At 35.2% G+C, this 16,682-nt stretch carries 14 protein-coding genes; 3 read left to right on the top strand and 11 right to left on the bottom strand.

The features are described 5' to 3' along the window. Positions 1-45 precede the first annotated feature (45 nt). Complete coding sequence (locus ACR65M_RS07540; protein WP_440273005.1) at positions 46-2,544, top strand: NEW3 domain-containing protein; 2,499 nt, start codon at positions 46-48, stop codon at positions 2,542-2,544. Between the two features lie 109 nt (positions 2,545-2,653). Here the strand turns inward: ACR65M_RS07540 and ACR65M_RS07535 are convergent, their stop codons facing one another. The 5 genes from ACR65M_RS07535 to ACR65M_RS07515 all read right to left on the bottom strand — a co-directional run bounded on the left by ACR65M_RS07535 (position 2,654) and on the right by ACR65M_RS07515 (position 9,625). Next, positions 2,654-4,171 (bottom strand): fatty acyl-CoA synthetase, encoded by a 1,518-nt coding sequence (locus ACR65M_RS07535; protein WP_440273004.1) that lies wholly within the window; start codon positions 4,169-4,171, stop codon positions 2,654-2,656. Positions 4,172-5,101: 930 nt separating this feature from the next. Then, positions 5,102-5,668, bottom strand: a complete 567-nt coding sequence (locus ACR65M_RS07530; protein WP_440273003.1) for a toll/interleukin-1 receptor domain-containing protein — start codon at positions 5,666-5,668, stop codon at positions 5,102-5,104. Positions 5,669-5,707: 39 nt separating this feature from the next. Then, positions 5,708-6,418 (bottom strand): hypothetical protein, encoded by a 711-nt coding sequence (locus tag ACR65M_RS07525; protein ID WP_440273002.1) that lies wholly within the window; start codon positions 6,416-6,418, stop codon positions 5,708-5,710. Further along, positions 6,418-6,900, bottom strand: a complete 483-nt coding sequence (locus tag ACR65M_RS07520) for a TIR domain-containing protein (protein WP_440273001.1) — start codon at positions 6,898-6,900, stop codon at positions 6,418-6,420. Before ACR65M_RS07520 ends, ACR65M_RS07525 begins: the two co-directional genes overlap by 1 nt. 889 nt (positions 6,901-7,789) lie before the next feature. Beyond that, on the bottom strand, positions 7,790-9,625 hold the full coding sequence (locus ACR65M_RS07515; protein WP_440273000.1) for an SNIPE associated domain-containing protein: 1,836 nt from the start codon (positions 9,623-9,625) through the stop codon (positions 7,790-7,792). A gap of 284 nt (positions 9,626-9,909) precedes the next feature. Between ACR65M_RS07515 and ACR65M_RS07510 the strand changes: the two genes are divergently transcribed. Beyond that, entirely contained in the window at positions 9,910-11,277 is a 1,368-nt protein-coding gene (locus tag ACR65M_RS07510; RefSeq protein WP_440272999.1) for an exonuclease domain-containing protein, read from the top strand. Positions 11,278-11,627: 350 nt separating this feature from the next. Here ACR65M_RS07510 and ACR65M_RS07505 read toward each other — a convergent pair whose 3' ends face one another. The 6 genes from ACR65M_RS07505 to ACR65M_RS07480 form a co-directional block, all read right to left on the bottom strand. After that, positions 11,628-11,945: a hypothetical protein gene (locus ACR65M_RS07505; RefSeq protein WP_440272998.1), complete on the bottom strand. Its 318-nt coding sequence runs from the start codon at positions 11,943-11,945 to the stop codon at positions 11,628-11,630. A 62-nt stretch (positions 11,946-12,007) separates the two neighbouring features. Beyond that, positions 12,008-12,466 carry an NUDIX domain-containing protein gene (locus tag ACR65M_RS07500; RefSeq protein ID WP_440272997.1) on the bottom strand — a complete coding sequence of 153 codons (459 nt, stop codon included), beginning with the start codon at positions 12,464-12,466 and terminating at the stop codon, positions 12,008-12,010. 9 nt (positions 12,467-12,475) lie between these two features. Continuing rightward, positions 12,476-12,934, bottom strand: coding sequence for a putative iron-sulfur cluster-binding metallochaperone (locus ACR65M_RS07495; RefSeq protein ID WP_440272996.1), 459 nt, complete (start codon positions 12,932-12,934; stop codon positions 12,476-12,478). Then, on the bottom strand, positions 12,934-13,347 hold the full coding sequence (gene merR, locus ACR65M_RS07490; RefSeq protein WP_440272995.1) for a mercury resistance transcriptional regulator MerR: 414 nt from the start codon (positions 13,345-13,347) through the stop codon (positions 12,934-12,936). The genes ACR65M_RS07495 and merR overlap by 1 nt, the downstream gene beginning before the upstream one ends. 241 nt (positions 13,348-13,588) lie before the next feature. Beyond that, positions 13,589-15,718 (bottom strand): heavy metal translocating P-type ATPase, encoded by a 2,130-nt coding sequence (locus ACR65M_RS07485; RefSeq protein ID WP_440272994.1) that lies wholly within the window; start codon positions 15,716-15,718, stop codon positions 13,589-13,591. After that, a complete protein-coding gene (locus ACR65M_RS07480) occupies positions 15,711-16,079 on the bottom strand; it encodes an ArsR/SmtB family transcription factor (protein WP_440272993.1) in 369 nt (122 codons plus the stop codon). The genes ACR65M_RS07485 and ACR65M_RS07480 overlap by 8 nt, the downstream gene beginning before the upstream one ends. Positions 16,080-16,380: 301 nt before the next feature. Here ACR65M_RS07480 and ACR65M_RS07475 point away from each other — a divergent pair, with 301 nt between their 5' ends. Further along, a complete protein-coding gene (locus tag ACR65M_RS07475) occupies positions 16,381-16,614 on the top strand; it encodes a manganese efflux pump MntP (RefSeq protein WP_440272992.1) in 234 nt (77 codons plus the stop codon). The last annotated feature ends 68 nt before the right edge of the window (positions 16,615-16,682 follow it).

Here is a 16,682-nt window from a genome sequence, read left to right as displayed (position 1 = left end):
AGAGTTTTGTAGATTTTTTTATCCAAATTTGAAAGGGGTTACAAAATGAAGAAATGTCTCTATGTGTTGATGTCCATTCTTTTACTTGCTTCATTATTCCCACCACTCAGCCTAGCACAAGAACAAAGTGAAGCCGATGTTGAACTTTGGAATGCAGTTAAGCCTCTAGATACCACTGTCACTTTCTTAAACACAGGTGCACACCCAGATGATGAACGTAGTGATTTTTTAGCCTATTTATCCCGCGGGCTAGGTGTTAAAACAGCAAGTCTGATTGCTAACCGCGGTGAAGGCGGTCAAAACGCGATTGGAAACGAACTAGGAAATGCGCTTGGAATTATTCGTTCAAATGAAATGATAGAAGCCGCAAAGGTAAACGGTGTAAAAGCCTATCACTTAAGTGAAACAACCTCTGATGCGATTTATGATTTCGGTTTTTCCAAGTCACCAGATGAAACGCTTGAAAAATGGGGTGAAGAAGTAACTTATGAGCGCCTTATCAAATTTATTAGAACCTATCAACCTGATATTGTCATGCCTTCCTTCCTAAACGTTGATAGCCAACACGGACATCACAGATTGATCAATATTCTATCAGTTAAAGCATTTGAAGATGCTGCTGATCCTTCTGTATTTCCAGAGCAATTAGAAAATGGGTTGGAGCCTTGGCAAATTAAAAAGCTTTACTTACCAGTTTCAAAGGAAGAAGCTACCACATCGATTGAAATTGGTGACTATGATCCAATCTATGGAATGAGCTATCCACAACTTGGTGAAGCTTCAAGATATCTACATAAGAGCCAAGGAATGGGACGCGATATTCCAGTTGAACCAAAGCAACAACATCTGAAATTAGAGAAAACAGCAGTAGGAGCAGAATCCACAGAACTTTTTGCAGGTGTTCCTTATGATTTCCATGCTTGGGCAGATATTGTTCCTGCTAAAAATATCAGTGAACAACTTGATTCATTACAAAATAATCTAGAAAAGATTATTGAGCTTTACCCAAATCGCGAGGCAATTTTACCTGAGTCTCAAAAAGCTTTACGCTCAGTTCAAAAATTAATCTCAACTACAAAATCTGGTAAGCTGGAAGATGCAATGAAAAACGACCTTCTTCATAAGCTTGGGCTAAAAGAAGAACAGCTTCAACAAGTAAGCTTAATATCTTCTAACTTAGCTGTTGATACTGAAATTGGTTCTTACGTGTTGACACAAGGTGAACAAACTCAAGTAGAGGTTACTGTTACAAATAACGGTAAGCAAAAAATTCACCATATTGAAGCGGCTTTACTTACTCCTGAAAACTGGAAGCATGAAAGTGCAATTCAGTTAAAGCACTTAAAGCCAGGTGAATCAAAGACTGTAAGTTTCAATGTAACTGTTCCAGCTGATGCTGAGTATTTTCAACCATATGATCATGCATCGATCCAAGCACAGTTAACTTTTAAAGAAAACGGTGTTGAAACGACTTCCGTTATCGATTTAGATAATACAGTAAGTGTTCTTCCTGAATTAAGCGTTACACCGGATCCAGTAAACATTACGGTAAATACAGCTAATGTTCAAGATGAAATTCCAGTCTCAGTTAAGGTGAAAAACTATGCCGATGGTTCTAAAACTGCAAAGGTTTCCCTAGACCTTCCAGAAGGCTGGACGAGTGAACCCGCTGTAGGAGAGGTAAACTTCACAGAAAGATTCGAGGAAAAAGTAGTATCATTCACATTAGCGCCACCTTCAACTGTCGAAGAGGGTAATTTTACAATTGCAGCAATCGCAGAAGCAGATGGAAAGTCTTTCAACACGACTGTACAAGAAATTAAATATGAGCATATTAATGATTCTTACTTCATGTATCCTGCCGACATTAACGGTGTTGCTTTTGAATTATTAAAACCAGATAACCTTAAAGTTGGCTACATCGATAGCGGATTTGACACAATTGCTGATTCTTTCATAAATGCAGGGTTTGATATTACAAAGCTAACTCCAGAAGATTTAGCCACTGGAGATCTATCTCAATACGATACAATCGTTACGGGGATTCGCGCAACTCTTGGTAGAGAGGATCTACTAGCAAATAATGAAAGATTGCTTGAATATGTGGAAAATGGTGGACATTTAGTCATGCAATATGTGACTGCAGCAGATCCATGGGATGCTAATCTAACACCGCCATATCATTTAAAAATTGGTACACCATCCATTCGCTGGCGCGTAACGGATGAAAATGCAGAGGTTAATATACTTCAGCCAGAGCATGATCTCTTTAATTTCCCTAACAAGATTACTAGCAAAGACTGGGACAACTGGGTACAAGAAAGAGGACTTTACTTCCCAATGGAATGGGCTGAACAGTATGAAACATTCGTTTCAATGGCAGACCCAGGTGAGGACCCATTCACAAGTGGAATCCTAATGGCTGAATACGGTGAAGGGACTTACCTTTACACTAACCTCGTGTTCTATCGCCAAATCGGTGCTCAGGTACCTGGAGGATATCGTATCTTTGCTAACCTAATTAGTTATGGGGCTAACAATTAAAGATATAGGAACATTAGAAAAAGCTATAGACCTGAGGTCTATAGCTTTTTTGATTTAATTTACATTTATGCGACCATTTATCCTTATTTCGGAAAAAAAGTAGACAGACTCACTTATCGCTCTTTGAACTTCCAACATCACGCAGCTGCCGTTTGAGGATTTTGCCGCTAGCATTTCTTGGCAATTCGTTCACAAACTCGATTCTCTTTGGTACCTTGAAGCTGGCTAAATTGTTCCTGACATGCTGGAGGATCTCCTCCTCAGACACTGGAGTTTTGATGACAACGAAGGCAGTGACTGCCTCAATCCACTTTTCATCCGGCACACCAACAACTGCGACTTCAGCGACCTGAGGTAATTCGTAGATGCAGTCCTCTATCTGGCGGGAGGCCACTAGAACACCACCAGTGTTAATGACATCCTTCACCCGATCAATCACCTCGATGTATCCGTTCTCGTCCTGCTTCACGAGATCTCCAGAGTGGAACCAACCACCAGCGAACGCCTTTGCCGTTGCTTCACTTTTGTTCCAGTATCCTAGACAAAGCTGTGGTGAACGGTATACAATTTCGCCAAGTTCGCCAGGAGGAACACTATTACCTTCGGTGTCCACAACCCGAGCCTCGACGAAGAGCATTGGTCTTCCTGCGGAACCAGGATGATCCGGATGCTCCTCAGGACGCAAGACTGTACAAGCAGGACCCATCTCTGACTGGCCATACACATTGTAGAAACCGAGCTTAGGTAGACACTTCTGCAGTCGTTCGAGTATTGGTCCAGGCATGATTGATGCCCCATAATAGGCCTTCTGAAGATTCCCAAGGTCCCGGGTTGTCAAATCAGAGTGATTAGCGATTGAAACCCAAACAGTTGGAGCGGCGAAGAAAGATGTGATTTCATCTCGTTCCATGGTTTCAAGCACAGTACCAGCCTCCGGAGCAGGAAGCACCTTGTTCCAACCACCTACTAACAATGCCGGCAGCATAAACACATGCATCTGCGCGGAATGGTAAAGAGGCAGGCAATGGAGCGCACGATCTGATTCCTTGATGTCCAGACCGTGGATACAACTCATGTAATGGTGCATCAGAGCACGATGCGTCATGATTGCACCTTTTGGGTCAGACGTGGTGCCTGAGGTGTAGAGTAACTGTGCAACATCTGTATCCTCGACATCGAACTCTTCATCTTCCACAGGACGGTTATCATTACTGAAGGTCCACTCCAGGAGCTCGTCCTCGAATCTTAGTACCTGCCGATGGCTGTTCGACCTAGTCTGGGAGATTGCATTGGTAAGGTCTCGGTCAGCGATTATGAGCGATGGGTCGGAATCGCCAAGAATGTAGTCGAGCTCACCGGCTCGGAGCTGAAAGTTCACCGGAACGTGAATAGCTCCAATACGTGACGTGGCCAGAAACAGTAAAACATACAGGTCGGAGTTTTTACCGTAGGAGGCAACTCTGTCTCCCTTTTCCACCCCTTGTTCACGCAGTTTTCGCGCAATACGTGTGACTGCCATGTCGAGTTCTCGGTAACTCCACTCCCTATCGTTGAACACAATAGCAATACTATGCGGGATCCGTGTGGCCGTACGACGGACGGCCTCGGCTATGGTGTTTGTTCTCAAATTCCTCTAAGTCCCCTCTCGTCTATTATTTATACCCCTAATATAAATAATATTCCAAAAATAAAGAATATTTACCTGAATATTAGCCCACTCATGCCAAGCTGTCAATATAAATATAGAGCGCTTTCATAAATCGAGAAGGAGTTGAGGTAGATTCCTTAAATTACTCGAAACGGAAAGTACAGTCCAGAATTATTACGAAAGAAAATTATGTTTGAAGAATACTTTTTTAAAATGTAAAACGGACTCACCATATTGGTGAGTCCGTGTCAATTTCTGTGATTTTAATCATATTTTTGCCAAATATTGAACCTTATTTTTGCCAACCATTGGTACTACAGTTTTTTCACTACGCCTCTTTGAAACTTCCCACTATATTTTAGGTGCAATATTACTTTTTGAAACCTCTTAAACGCTAAATTTCTCTACTTTAGGCAAGGAAATGATTCAATAAAAAACTTTAGGCGAAAATATGATTCAGCTGGTTATTCATATAAATTTAATTCGTAGATGCTGCAGTGTCAAACATGTTATTCTATAATTCGTTAACTAATTCTAAATATAGCGAATCGGATATAAGCCAGTATTAGTGAAAAAAAATGACTTGTTTTATTCAATGTAGTTTTGGGTATTACTTAATCCCACTCATCTTTTTTCTAATCCCTATATTATCAATTATTAGAGGAATGTAACATGCCATTTGATGAAAAGGAAATTTCTTATAGTTTAACGAATTTTAGTGTTTTTGATGAAAAACCATTACAATAACCACTTGGGTTTGCATTTTTAAAAAAGCAGCAGAAATTCTCTATTTAGCTCCTGCTGCTTATTCTTATACTAACTGCGATACACACGCCACATGTCCAGAGTGTATGTGGGAACACATGAGTTTTGCTGGTGAGTTTATTCCTATACAGTTGAGACTACAATTCATCGTACATTCAAATATTTCGATAACGTGTGTGAATTTGAGGATTTTTCAATATAGTCATTTGATGAATACTCCCATGAATACTTTTCCATTAAAGGAATACCGTGTTCGGAAGTTACTTTTTTAATAAAATTATTCAAATCAGAAATGTCATCTAAGATTTCCTCGATTTTCAAAAAGTCTGGTATATATTCAACATCTTTTCTTATTAATGTTGCTATTTCTTTTTCTGCCCTTTTTCCATATCCAATCTCATATGGAACCCACCAAGACATCACTGTTTTTTGGGATGCAAAGCATAATATATAATCACTTTTAGAGATTCCTTCCTGAATACAATCAGTTATAGCTTTTGGGTCGTTCTTTGCTATTGCAGTCTGCAACTTAAAATCACTAGAATCCAAATATATATTTATACCTGCATTGATTAAATAATTTCCAATCGCTTCTACATAATCTTTATCTTCACTTTTGTGTGATAAAAATACCACTGGCTTTCGTACAGAATTATAGGAAGCATATTTATTTATTAAAACATTCTCAGCAATATTTATCCCTTTTCCCATGTTTATTCCTCCAATATACGTTCATATATTTTTATAGAATTATTTTTTACTTATTTCCTCTTCTTGAGGATAATCCAGTTCCTCTATTTTTTCTTTTAGCTTAGTAATTATCTTTGTTGGAATATTAGGAGGCTCTTCATAAGAAAACTTCTTAAGTTCTTCCGCGTAAAGAATTAAATTCTCGTTAACTTCCTGTATAGATATCATTAATTGGTCGTAATCTTTATATTTTCGCTGTATCTCTTGAGGTGATAAATCCTTATATTCTGGGTTCACTAAAGCAGTTTCATACCATTTTCTATATTTACCTTGCCACTCAGTTAAATGTGGTCTTAAACCCTGATTTAATACATCCAGTGAGAGTTTTACAATTTTTTGGGCGTTATCATTCCCTTCTAAATCTTTAGTAGACAACTCTAGTAAATATTCCCTTGTTGATTTGAATAATTCATACCATGAATCATATATTTCCGTAATAATATCATGATCCTGATCAACTGGAATTGCTGCTTTACGTGTAGTTAATTGAACATAAAGTTTCCAAGAAATATCTAATTCCTTTTGAGTTAATTCTGCTCTATTAAACTCATATGTACCTAAACCAAAAGGAGCATTAATAGTTAAATTCCCTGGCGAATAAGATTTTGAAAAATGTATAGTTTGGAAAATAATGAATAACAAGAGAAAAAACAAGCTGATTAGAAAATAAATGGTCTTTCTCCTCCTTTTTTTCTTAATAGACCAGGACATTAGCTATTCCTCACTCTTCTTGGTCTACTATTTTCAACTAAGTAATATTTGTCTCTGTTATTAAAAGCTTCTTTAATTTTACTATCTAATTGCCATGAGATATTTTCCCATTTCATAGTTACTGCATAACCAGTTCTAATATTATCAGCCAATCTACTTGGTACATAGGTTGCAGTAGGAAGGTAGATTGCCAACAGCCCGTTTCTTTTTCTATCACCATATGGTCTTAAAGATGAATATATCTCCCAATCTACCCACTTACGATTATATGTTTCACTACCAATCAGAACAATTGTAACTGTTGAATCTCTTAAATGCCTTGTTCTAATTACACTTAAAATATAGTCATTATCTTGACTATCCAGAGCTTCCGGTAGGGAACGATCTATTATTGTATTATTTTGACCGTAATACCTTCTAAGATAATCAGCTCGATTTTGATCATTATAATGATGGTAGCTAACAAAAACTTTATGGGCCATAATTTTCACTCTCCTAAATAGTTTTAACTATTTTTTTGTAAAATATTGTCTAATTATAATAGTAATACGAAAATTCATAATCCTCAACAATTAAAACGTTAGGATTTAAAATTAACAATTTATTTATAAAAGTGGATCAATCAAAAGGTTCAAGTAAAACTTGCAATAAATTATTTAATAGGTTTTATTAAATACACATTAAGAAAAACCCAACAGGGTCAGAGCTGCACCTTCTGTCAAAACGCTGTCGTTTTAGTAGATTCGACATGGAAAACCACTAAAAAGAAGAATCGGGGGAATGCCTTTAAGTCACTAAAGAAGAGGTCAGGTGAGTTGAGCCGATGCAGAAAATCAACGTTTACAATCATTAGGCAAGGTCTTTACTGCTGTTTTCAGACTGGATTGTTAGACTTAAGGAAGTGGGAACGACTTCTTGGAAAAACTGTTTGGATGGAGTTTCGATTGGTTACGGCCAATGGTGCTTGTCACGATATATGCGGGCGAAACTGCGTATGCTTAATAAAGCAAATGACAAGTTGAAGTAATTCAGGTATGAAACAGCAGCATCATCGGGTGCCCAGCTTTACACTAAAAAATGCATTTTAATGATAAAATACTACCCCTCTGTCCTTGAATCCATATAGATTATTGAGACAGAGGTGGGTATTTTTCATAGTCATAACCCGCATAACCTAAAAAGTATGCATTCTCAAAATAACCCACCTACAAAATATTTTGGTAATGAAAAAGACACCTAAATTGAGCCTCTCATCACAAACATATAATATTCCTACATATTAGTTAACCTGCAACATCAGGGTTTCCAACCTCGTACTATGTTATGGTAAAAGTTTGGTAATTCAATCGTTTATAAAAGCCTCTTCATTAACTAAATAATATATTGCTCTGCAATCTTTTCTTCTAACTTTTTTGTTTCTCGATATTCTTTTGCATCTGCAACCATTGTAAACTCAATGACTGCATCATGATTTTGATTAACAACTTTTTTTATTTCTTCTAGTCTGACATTGAAGAACTCTTTACGTTCATTAATTTTGTTTACTCTGCGATGACTAAATGTCCTGTGAAGAGATGCTTCAAGCTCAGGTGCATTATCTGAAAAAATAACGGCATGTACGTCAAACCGAAAAGGAACTGAAGCCCCTCCAAGTTCTCTAACACGATCCATAGGGTCTAAACGTCTGGTCATTCCTATCTTATATATAGTTTCTCCAAAAGAACCTATATTAGAAATTACATATATATAGCCAGCCTTAGTATTCTTAACCCTATAATCAACTTCCTCCTTTTGCCGTCTTATTTCTTCCAATCTTGTTTTTAATTCATTCACTCTTTGTTCACTGAACTGTGATGAATGTTGCATAACATTTTCTATATGTTTTTCTTCTTTATTCAATATTTTCAATTGTTCTTCTAACTCTTGTTGGGCCTTACGTTCTTCTCTCATTTGCTCGTTAATACGACGTTGCTCTTCCTTCTCTTCCTGTTTCTTCTGTGCATATTCATAAGCCAAAAATAATTCTTCCAATTTCAGATGGAGAAACTCATCTGTAAGTTCAATTGAATTATGGTGGTTTAATTCATTAATATGTTGAAAGGATGCTCGTATTCTTTTCTCCGACATTTCAACATTATTGAATTTAACCTTACTGATTACAGAATCACATTCATTATTGAAAGACCTTATAGCTAATTTAATATTGTTATTTTTTAAAGAATCTTTTTTTAACATCCCCGTATGGTCTGGATATATTTTTATTAAAGTTGCCCTATTTTCTTTTACCAATTTTTTTTGTGCATTTCTAACTAATTCAAGATAGTGTTTATATTCTTCTGAATTCTCTAGATCAAATCTAGTATCATAGAATCCAAACGATTGATATAATACCTCATCTTCAAGAGTAATTATCATGGACTTTAGGATATTACTCTTTTCTGTCGACCTCTTAATTTCAATCTGTAGTTTATTTACCTCATCCTGGCCTTTCGCAATAATTTCTTCAATTTCATTTTCTTTTTTACTAACAGACATCTCCCTTGAGACTAATTCTTCTTCTCGTATTTTTGTCATCCAAATAAGATTCTGTTTGTGCTCCATTTCTAATTTACTTATTTCCTTTTGTTTTTCTAAAAACGTGAACTGAATATCTTTTTCTTTAACTTTTATATTTTGTTCCCTTGAGATTAATTCTTCTTCCCTTTCCTTTGTCATAAATAATAATTTTTGTTGGTGTTTGACTTCTAATTTACTTAATTCCTCTTCCTTATTCCTCGTTAATTGAAGTAATTTTTGTTGGTGTTCTTCCTGCAACTCCTTTAATTTCTCCTCTTTATTGAATAACACATTTTTTTGTTTTTCTATTTCCTCTTTAATAGCATGTTCTTTTTCTTTTAACAAAACTTCATGTTTTTTTGAAGCTTCTGCTAACCTTTCCTGATGAATTGACTCCAATTCAATTAATTCTTTTTGCTTTTCGATAAACTGACGTTCTATTTCTTTCCCTCTTGATTCAATCTCCTCTTCCCTAGACATTAACTCCTTATTAGAAATCATTAATTGCTCGACGTACCTTTGATAATTAACTCTTTCTCTCTTTTGTATATATAGTAAAAATATCCCAGTTATAAGTGGAATGACTAAAAACCAAAATGCAAACAAAAGTGCTATAAGCCATGTAGATATGTACCACTTATTATTTTTCATATCATTCACAATCTCCTAAAATATAACTTTATAACTTAAATTCTACCATTATTTTGATAACCCGGTATCAAATTTCCTAAAAAGTCTAATATCTCTATCTAACAAATATTACCTCTTGAATAAATTGCCCAAAAGCAGGGCCTGACCCCCAGTGCGCTAACGCTTTAATACGATGGGGACCTTTAATTGAGGTAATTTTTATTAGAAAATTCACATTTTTAGTATGGGTTTATATGGTAAAATAGTCTTAATTTATGGAAAATTATTACTGGGGGGATTCATCAATGTTACAAGATCGTGTAAACGAATTGAAAAGTGGCATTTTGGATATTGAAGATGGGAAAGTTCTTGTTACGGGATTTATACGTGAGGAAATGTTACTAAGGCATTTAGAAAATGGAACGCAATGTTTTAGTTCCAAAGGCATATATAAAAATCAAAACTTAGTATTTCATAATATTCAAAACGATGCTTTAATTATTGTTAGGAAAGATGGAATAGAGATCAGCCGACATCAGTTTAAGCCCATACATAAAGAGTTGATTCAATATAAAAAATGGAAAGACGGGGATGAAAAGCTTTTCTCTGTTACATATACTATCCGTAAAAGTACATTCAGTGACCATTATCATTTTTTAACGGAAACATCGTCTTTGTTATTTGAAAATAAAGTGGAATTAGATAAATATTTATTAGAAAAATATAAAATTGGAGGGATAAAATTCGATTTTATTGCAATCGATTTCGAGATTGCCAGTAAGGAGCTAAGAAGTGCGTGTTCAATGGGTTTAGTTTTTGTGGCGAATAATGAAATCGTGGATAAAAAACATATTTATATTCAACCTCCTGGATTAGAATTTGATCCAGAGATGGTGGATGTACATGGGATTACGTTAGAAGATGTTAAAGATGCAAAAAAGTTTGATGAAATATGGATGGAAATTAAAGATATCTTCACAGATTCAAACATTTTTGTAGCTCATAATGCACAGTTTGATATGAGTGTTTTACATGCTTGTCTAACGGAATATAATTTGGAACTACCCGATTTTACTTACATAGATAGTATTGCAATAAGCACACGAGCATGTAGAGGGGAAAATGTGGGGAATTCTTTAAAAGAACGAACAGAATTCTTCGGCATTTCAATAGAAAATCATCATGATGCATTGTCTGATGCACTTGCTACTGCGGAGTTGGTTCTTCATTGTGTAAATTTAAAAAATAAAAAGTCACTAGAATCATATTGTCGTTTACATCGTAGTATTGCTATAAAATCCTTTTCGGAATTAAAACCAATAAAATCGTTCGCAAAAAGAAGAAAGTTTACTAAGATAAGTGTGACAGAAATCGCCGCCAGCACTGAAACATTTGATGAAAATCATATCCTTTTTGGTAAAAACATCGTCTTTACTGGAGAACTTCAGACAATTGAACGAAAAACTGCAATGCAAAAGGTTGCGGATTTAGGTGGCGTTTTAAAATCCGGGGTTAGCAGCAAAACTCATTTTTTAGTTGTTGGAAAGCAAGATAAATCACTTGTTGGTGAAGATGGATTAAGTACAAAAGAGGAGAAAGCTTACGAACTTATTGAAAAAGGGAAAGAGATCAAAATTATTACTGAACATGATTTTTTAAAAATGATTGATTAGTACATTAGTATAAATTAAATCATTACAGTTGAGGTAGGTAATTGGAGATTTGTTGCTGTGTTTGCCATCAGGAATTGAAGAGTGAGGACGGAGTGGACATGGGGATCAATAAATACCTTAACTAATTTGCTTGTTGTACACTAAATCCGACGTTCGTGAAAGAGATTGAGTCTTATGGGGAATTAAAAAAATATTGGTTTTCCGTAGAAACTAGTTAAAAATAAATAATTTTATCCGATAAATATACGAAAGGGTATGGGGTGTTATGCGTAGGAGGATATATAATTAAAAGCAGGGCCTGACCCCCAGTGCGCTAACGCTTTAGTACGATGGGGGTCAGGCCCTGTAATTTAAGTAAATTGGCCTTTTTGCTTTAATAGATTTATTGACTCACCCAATAATAATGCTATTCTACGATATGATTCACCCCTCCAATGTTCAGGAAGATCCTTTGACTTATCCCACATTGATGCCGCTATCCAAGTTAGTGCCATTCCTTCAGGGTCATCTCGATGATTCCATAATAATTCTGCGGTTGTTCGAGTCCCTGCTTTTGTTTTTTCCCAATAATACAAGCCTTGAGTTCCGTGCTTATCTATTAATGCTTTTCTCAAGTCAATTTCTTCATTATCCCACCAATCAATATATTCATTACCTCTCCAATCCATATAATCATATATATTGTTATTGCTAGATTCCTTTAGTAGCACAGTAGAGAAATAACCTTTTTTTAATTTTTGTTAAAATTCTCCTTTAATTCAATCAACTTATTTTTTATAACTGGATCTGTTTCTTCGGGTAATTGGTCTAATTTGAAATATTCGGCTTCAATTGCTTGGTTCTTATCAGAAGATATTTCTCCTTCATAGTCCGTACACAGATAACCTATTGCGACAGTATGATACTCATCTTCACCGTCCTCAGGTTTTGAATTTAGTTCCTGACCAGAATAGACTCCAAATAATTGGAGAGAATTTAAAATTAAACCTAAATCTACTTTTACATTTCTTTTAATACATTCTTCAACTGATTCATTTAATTGCAAAATCCCCCCAGGGATTCCCCAAGTGCCACCTGAATATCTATACAGTAAAACTTCTCCTTTATTATTAATAATACCAGCACTTGGTCGTACTACAATTAATGGAGAATTTCCAATCATTGCTCTTATGTCTTCACAGTAATTCATAAAAATCCCCTATGATATTTGATTAATAAACTTTGTAACATTCCCTAGACAACAACTACCCTGAGGATTGTTTACCTCACAACCACAGCGATTTTCTCTGATGTTTTCACGAATATGTTCTATTGGATTAGTAGTAGACTCTTTTTCAACATATTGTTTAATTTTTTCTTTTGTCCAATCAAAACAATAACAAATAGGTGTATTTACTGAGCCATCTTTTTGATGAACACCTACCTTGATGTCAGATACAAAGTATTTTTTATTATTTACATCAAAATAGACTATTTCACAATCTTCAGTTGTACAAAAATAGTGAGTATCTTTAGCATTTAATGTTTCTAGTGCATGTGCTTTAAGCAATGATTTTAAAGTAATTAACTTTACTTTCTTGCCTTTGTTTTTACATAATGGGCAGGTGCCATCATTTTCAAGATCTATTTCGTTAAAGTTGCTACAACAATTTTCCATCATTCTCCCACCTTTTTCTCATTCATCAAAGTCTCAATAATAGGACATTCATACAAAGATTTTTCATCTGGGCAACATTCTTTTAAATTAATTAGCATATTTTCTATTCTTTCTAAGTCTCTAATCTTCTTTTGTACTTCATCAATTTTTTGAACGACAAAATCATACATTTGCAGACATCGTTCATCATCTTTATTTACGACACCAAGTAATTTATGAATTTCAGATAAAGAAAATCCTAATTCTTGCATTCGTTTAATAAAACATATGCGTTCAACCATCTCGGGTGGATATTTCCTATATCCTGAATGTGTTCGCGAAGGTTCTGAAACAATCCCTACTCTTTCATAGTATCGTATTGTTTCTTTATTCACTCCACATTTTTCAGCAAGTTCACTAATAAGATACTTCAAGATATTCACCTCATAATAAATTATAAACCCTGTACTATGGTACAGGGTAAAGGGAAATTTTGAATTTTTCAATAATCTACCGATTTTACTTTAATTATGTTGAAAAGGTTAGATAAAAGCAGAATTGTTTGGAGGTATGGTTTTTGCTTTGATTAGTACAAAGATATTGCTAGAACATTTGAATATATTTTAAATTGTAAGGGCATCGCTTTGAGCGATGCCTTCGTCCTTATCCCAATATCTAATCTCGAACTTTAAGTAATCTTAAACTGTTCAGAGTAACGAGCAATGTAGCACCCATATCAGCGAAAATTGCTATCCAAAGGGTTAACCAACCAGGCATAACTAAAAGTAATGCTACTAACTTAATCGCTAAAGAGAAGGTGATATTTTGTTTGATAATAGTTAAAGCTTTACGACTTAATTTTATGGTATAAGGTAATTTGCTCAGATCATCTGACATTAATGCAATATCAGCCGTTTCTAAAGCTGTATCAGTGCCAGCACCACCCATTGCTACACCTACAGAAGATGCAGCGAGTGCTGGAGCATCATTAACACCATCCCCAACCATTGCAACACTTTGAAGTTTTCCTCGGATTTCTTTAATAAAATTCAGTTTATCTTCTGGTAGTAAATCTGCTTTAATAACAGAAACTCCTACTTGTTTTCCAATTGCTGATGCAGTTCTTTGGTTGTCACCTGTTAGCATTACTGTTTCGATACCAATATGATTCAATTTACTTATAACTTCTTTCGATGATTCTCTTATTTCATCTGCAACAGCTATTAAAGAAAGGATTTCTCTTTCAGTGCCTAAAACCATGACTGTTTTTCCTTGCGTCTGCATTTCAGTTATCTTTTGCATTTTACTACTTTGGATATTTCCGTGTAGTTCTTCGAAAAGATTTGGACTTCCTACATAGTACATTTCATTATTTACCTTTGCTTTTACACCTTTACCCGTAATAGATTGAAACTCTTCAATGGATATACCGTTAATATTCAATCCATTTTCTTCTGCCTTTCTTATAATGGCTGAAGCAAGTGGATGTTGTGATCCTTTTTCAATGGCTGCCGTTATCATCATTAATTCATTTTCATTCCCACCATATGTCACAATGTCTGTTACAGCGGGAATTCCTTTTGTTAATGTTCCTGTTTTATCAAAAGCTATAGCCTTTAAATGCCCCGCCTCTTCTAAATGGATACCACCTTTAATTAAAACGCCATTTTTTGCTGCATTTCCTATTGCAGTCACGACAGCAACTGGAGTTGAAACAACTAAAGCACACGGACAACCAACTACCAATACTGCTAACCCTTGATAAATCCATTCGCTCCAATCACCTCCAAGTAATGGAGGAACAACTGCAATCAGAAATGCAATAATAACAATAGCTGGTGTATAGTATTTCGCAAATTTATCGACAAATGCTTGAGAAGGTGCTCGTTCTGCTTGAGCTTCTTCTACAAGATGGATGATTTTCGAAAGGGTTGTATCTTCCACTCGTTTTGTTACTTTAACTTCAAGCAATCCCTCTTCATTCAAAGTTCCTGCAAAGACTTCATCATCAATTGTTTTTGTTACCGGAACACTTTCCCCAGTAATTGCAGCCTGATTTAGTGTAGATGTACCTTTAACAACTAATCCATCCATTGCAAGTTTTTGACCAGGTTTTACAATCATAATGTCTCCAACTTGAATATCATCAACGTGGATCATCATTTCTTCATTCCCGCGACGGATTAGCGCTTCTTTGGGAGCAATATCCATTAATGACTCAATAGATCTACGAGCTTTATCCATTGAATAACGTTCTAACGCTTCACTAATAGCAAATAGGATAACAACTGTTGCCCCTTCACCCCATTCACCAATAAGGGCCGCTCCTATAATAGCAATGGTCATAAGCGTATTCATATCGAACTTTAATCTACTTAAGTTTTTAAGACCCTTTATAAATAACGAATATCCACCAATTAATATGGATGCTGCATAACCAATCGTAGGAAGAATATGCCCTTCTCCGTATTGCTCCCCTAAAAACCAGCTAACCACAAGTAAAATCGCTGAAATATATACTTTAAAATTTTCTTTCTGCTTCCAAAAAGGTTCACGTTCTACCCTTTGTTCCTTTTCGTCTCGAACTTTTAAATTTTCAAAAGCTCCTGCTTTTTCAAGTTCTTCAATTGTTGTATTTCCTTGAATATAAATTTTAGATGCTCCAAAATTTACTTTTGCATCTTTTACTCCTGGTAATTGTTTTACATTGTCTTCGAAGGTTCCTGCACAGTTTATACAGCTAAAACCTTGAACACGATATGTTTTCATTTCTTCCTCAGATAATTGTGCTTGTTTTTCAGCCATTTGCTTTCACTTCCTTCTTATGTGCTAATGCAATCATCATTATTTGCTTAATGTGTTCATCATCTAACGAATAAAATGCGAGCTTTCCTTCTTTTCTAAACTTCACAACACCTTGTTTGTGAAGAGTTCGTAAGTGATGAGAAGCATTAGCTACGGTAACACCTATTATATTTGCTATATCGCAAACACATAATTCTTCATCCTGGCACAAGGCATAGGTAATTTTTGCTCTGTTTTCATCAGCAATCGCTTTTAACATTTGGGAAACACTAACAATATCAATGCTTTTTAAATCACCCTGTATTCGATTGACCTTTTCTTCGTCATAGCAGTAAATCTCACAAGTTTCTTTTTTATTCATGTCCTCACTCCATTATCATTCAAGTATATATTTGATTATAGTATACCTTACTTAAAGTAATATTCAAATATATATTTGAATGAAATAAGAAAAGAATTGGAATTCACAATTCTGAATTTATTTGTCTACACTAACCTACACTGTTAAGTCAATATTGCCACCTGAAAAGTAAGAACCTAGACGTATTATTCTGCCTGTCAGGCTTCGTCTTTCCCTAATGCAACAATGTTTGTATAGACACACTCGATATCCCGATGATACCCTTATAAAAGTGTATCAAAGCAGAGGGGGAAGTGATTAAGTGAATATAGCAACTATTATCACCATATCTTTTGGGATAGCAATGGATGCCTTTGCAGTTTCAATTACAAGTGGGGTTGTATTAAAAAAGCATTTTTCAATTAAAAACATCTTAAAAATAGGTATATTTTTTACAGTTTTCCAAGCACTAATGCCTTTAATTGGATGGATATTAGGAAGTAGGTTTAGCTTTTATATAAAAAATGTTGATCATTGGATTGCTTTCATGGACTAACCTAAAATAGTGAGACAATATAAAACACCTCCAAAATGGCAATACTTGAGATAAGTATTGTGACATTA

The organism is Ferdinandcohnia sp. SAFN-114 (genome assembly GCF_059415045.1).
Note: the sequence above shows the minus strand (reverse complement) of the source record. Positions and strands in the feature narration are given on the sequence as shown.

Coding starts and splice junctions, on each gene's coding strand:
- ACR65M_RS07485 (WP_440272994.1), bottom strand. CDS start 15,718: ATGGCTGAAAAACAAGCACAATTATCTGAGGAAGAAATGAAAACATAT.
- ACR65M_RS07515 (WP_440273000.1), bottom strand. CDS start 9,625: ATGAAAAATAATAAGTGGTACATATCTACATGGCTTATAGCACTTTTG.
- ACR65M_RS07500 (WP_440272997.1), bottom strand. CDS start 12,466: ATGAATTACTGTGAAGACATAAGAGCAATGATTGGAAATTCTCCATTA.
- ACR65M_RS07540 (WP_440273005.1), top strand. CDS start 46: ATGAAGAAATGTCTCTATGTGTTGATGTCCATTCTTTTACTTGCTTCA.
- ACR65M_RS07525 (WP_440273002.1), bottom strand. CDS start 6,418: ATGTCCTGGTCTATTAAGAAAAAAAGGAGGAGAAAGACCATTTATTTT.
- ACR65M_RS07505 (WP_440272998.1), bottom strand. CDS start 11,945: ATGGATTGGAGAGGTAATGAATATATTGATTGGTGGGATAATGAAGAA.
- ACR65M_RS07520 (WP_440273001.1), bottom strand. CDS start 6,900: ATGGCCCATAAAGTTTTTGTTAGCTACCATCATTATAATGATCAAAAT.
- ACR65M_RS07510 (WP_440272999.1), top strand. CDS start 9,910: ATGTTACAAGATCGTGTAAACGAATTGAAAAGTGGCATTTTGGATATT.
- ACR65M_RS07480 (WP_440272993.1), bottom strand. CDS start 16,079: ATGAATAAAAAAGAAACTTGTGAGATTTACTGCTATGACGAAGAAAAG.
- ACR65M_RS07530 (WP_440273003.1), bottom strand. CDS start 5,668: ATGGGAAAAGGGATAAATATTGCTGAGAATGTTTTAATAAATAAATAT.
- ACR65M_RS07495 (WP_440272996.1), bottom strand. CDS start 12,934: ATGGAAAATTGTTGTAGCAACTTTAACGAAATAGATCTTGAAAATGAT.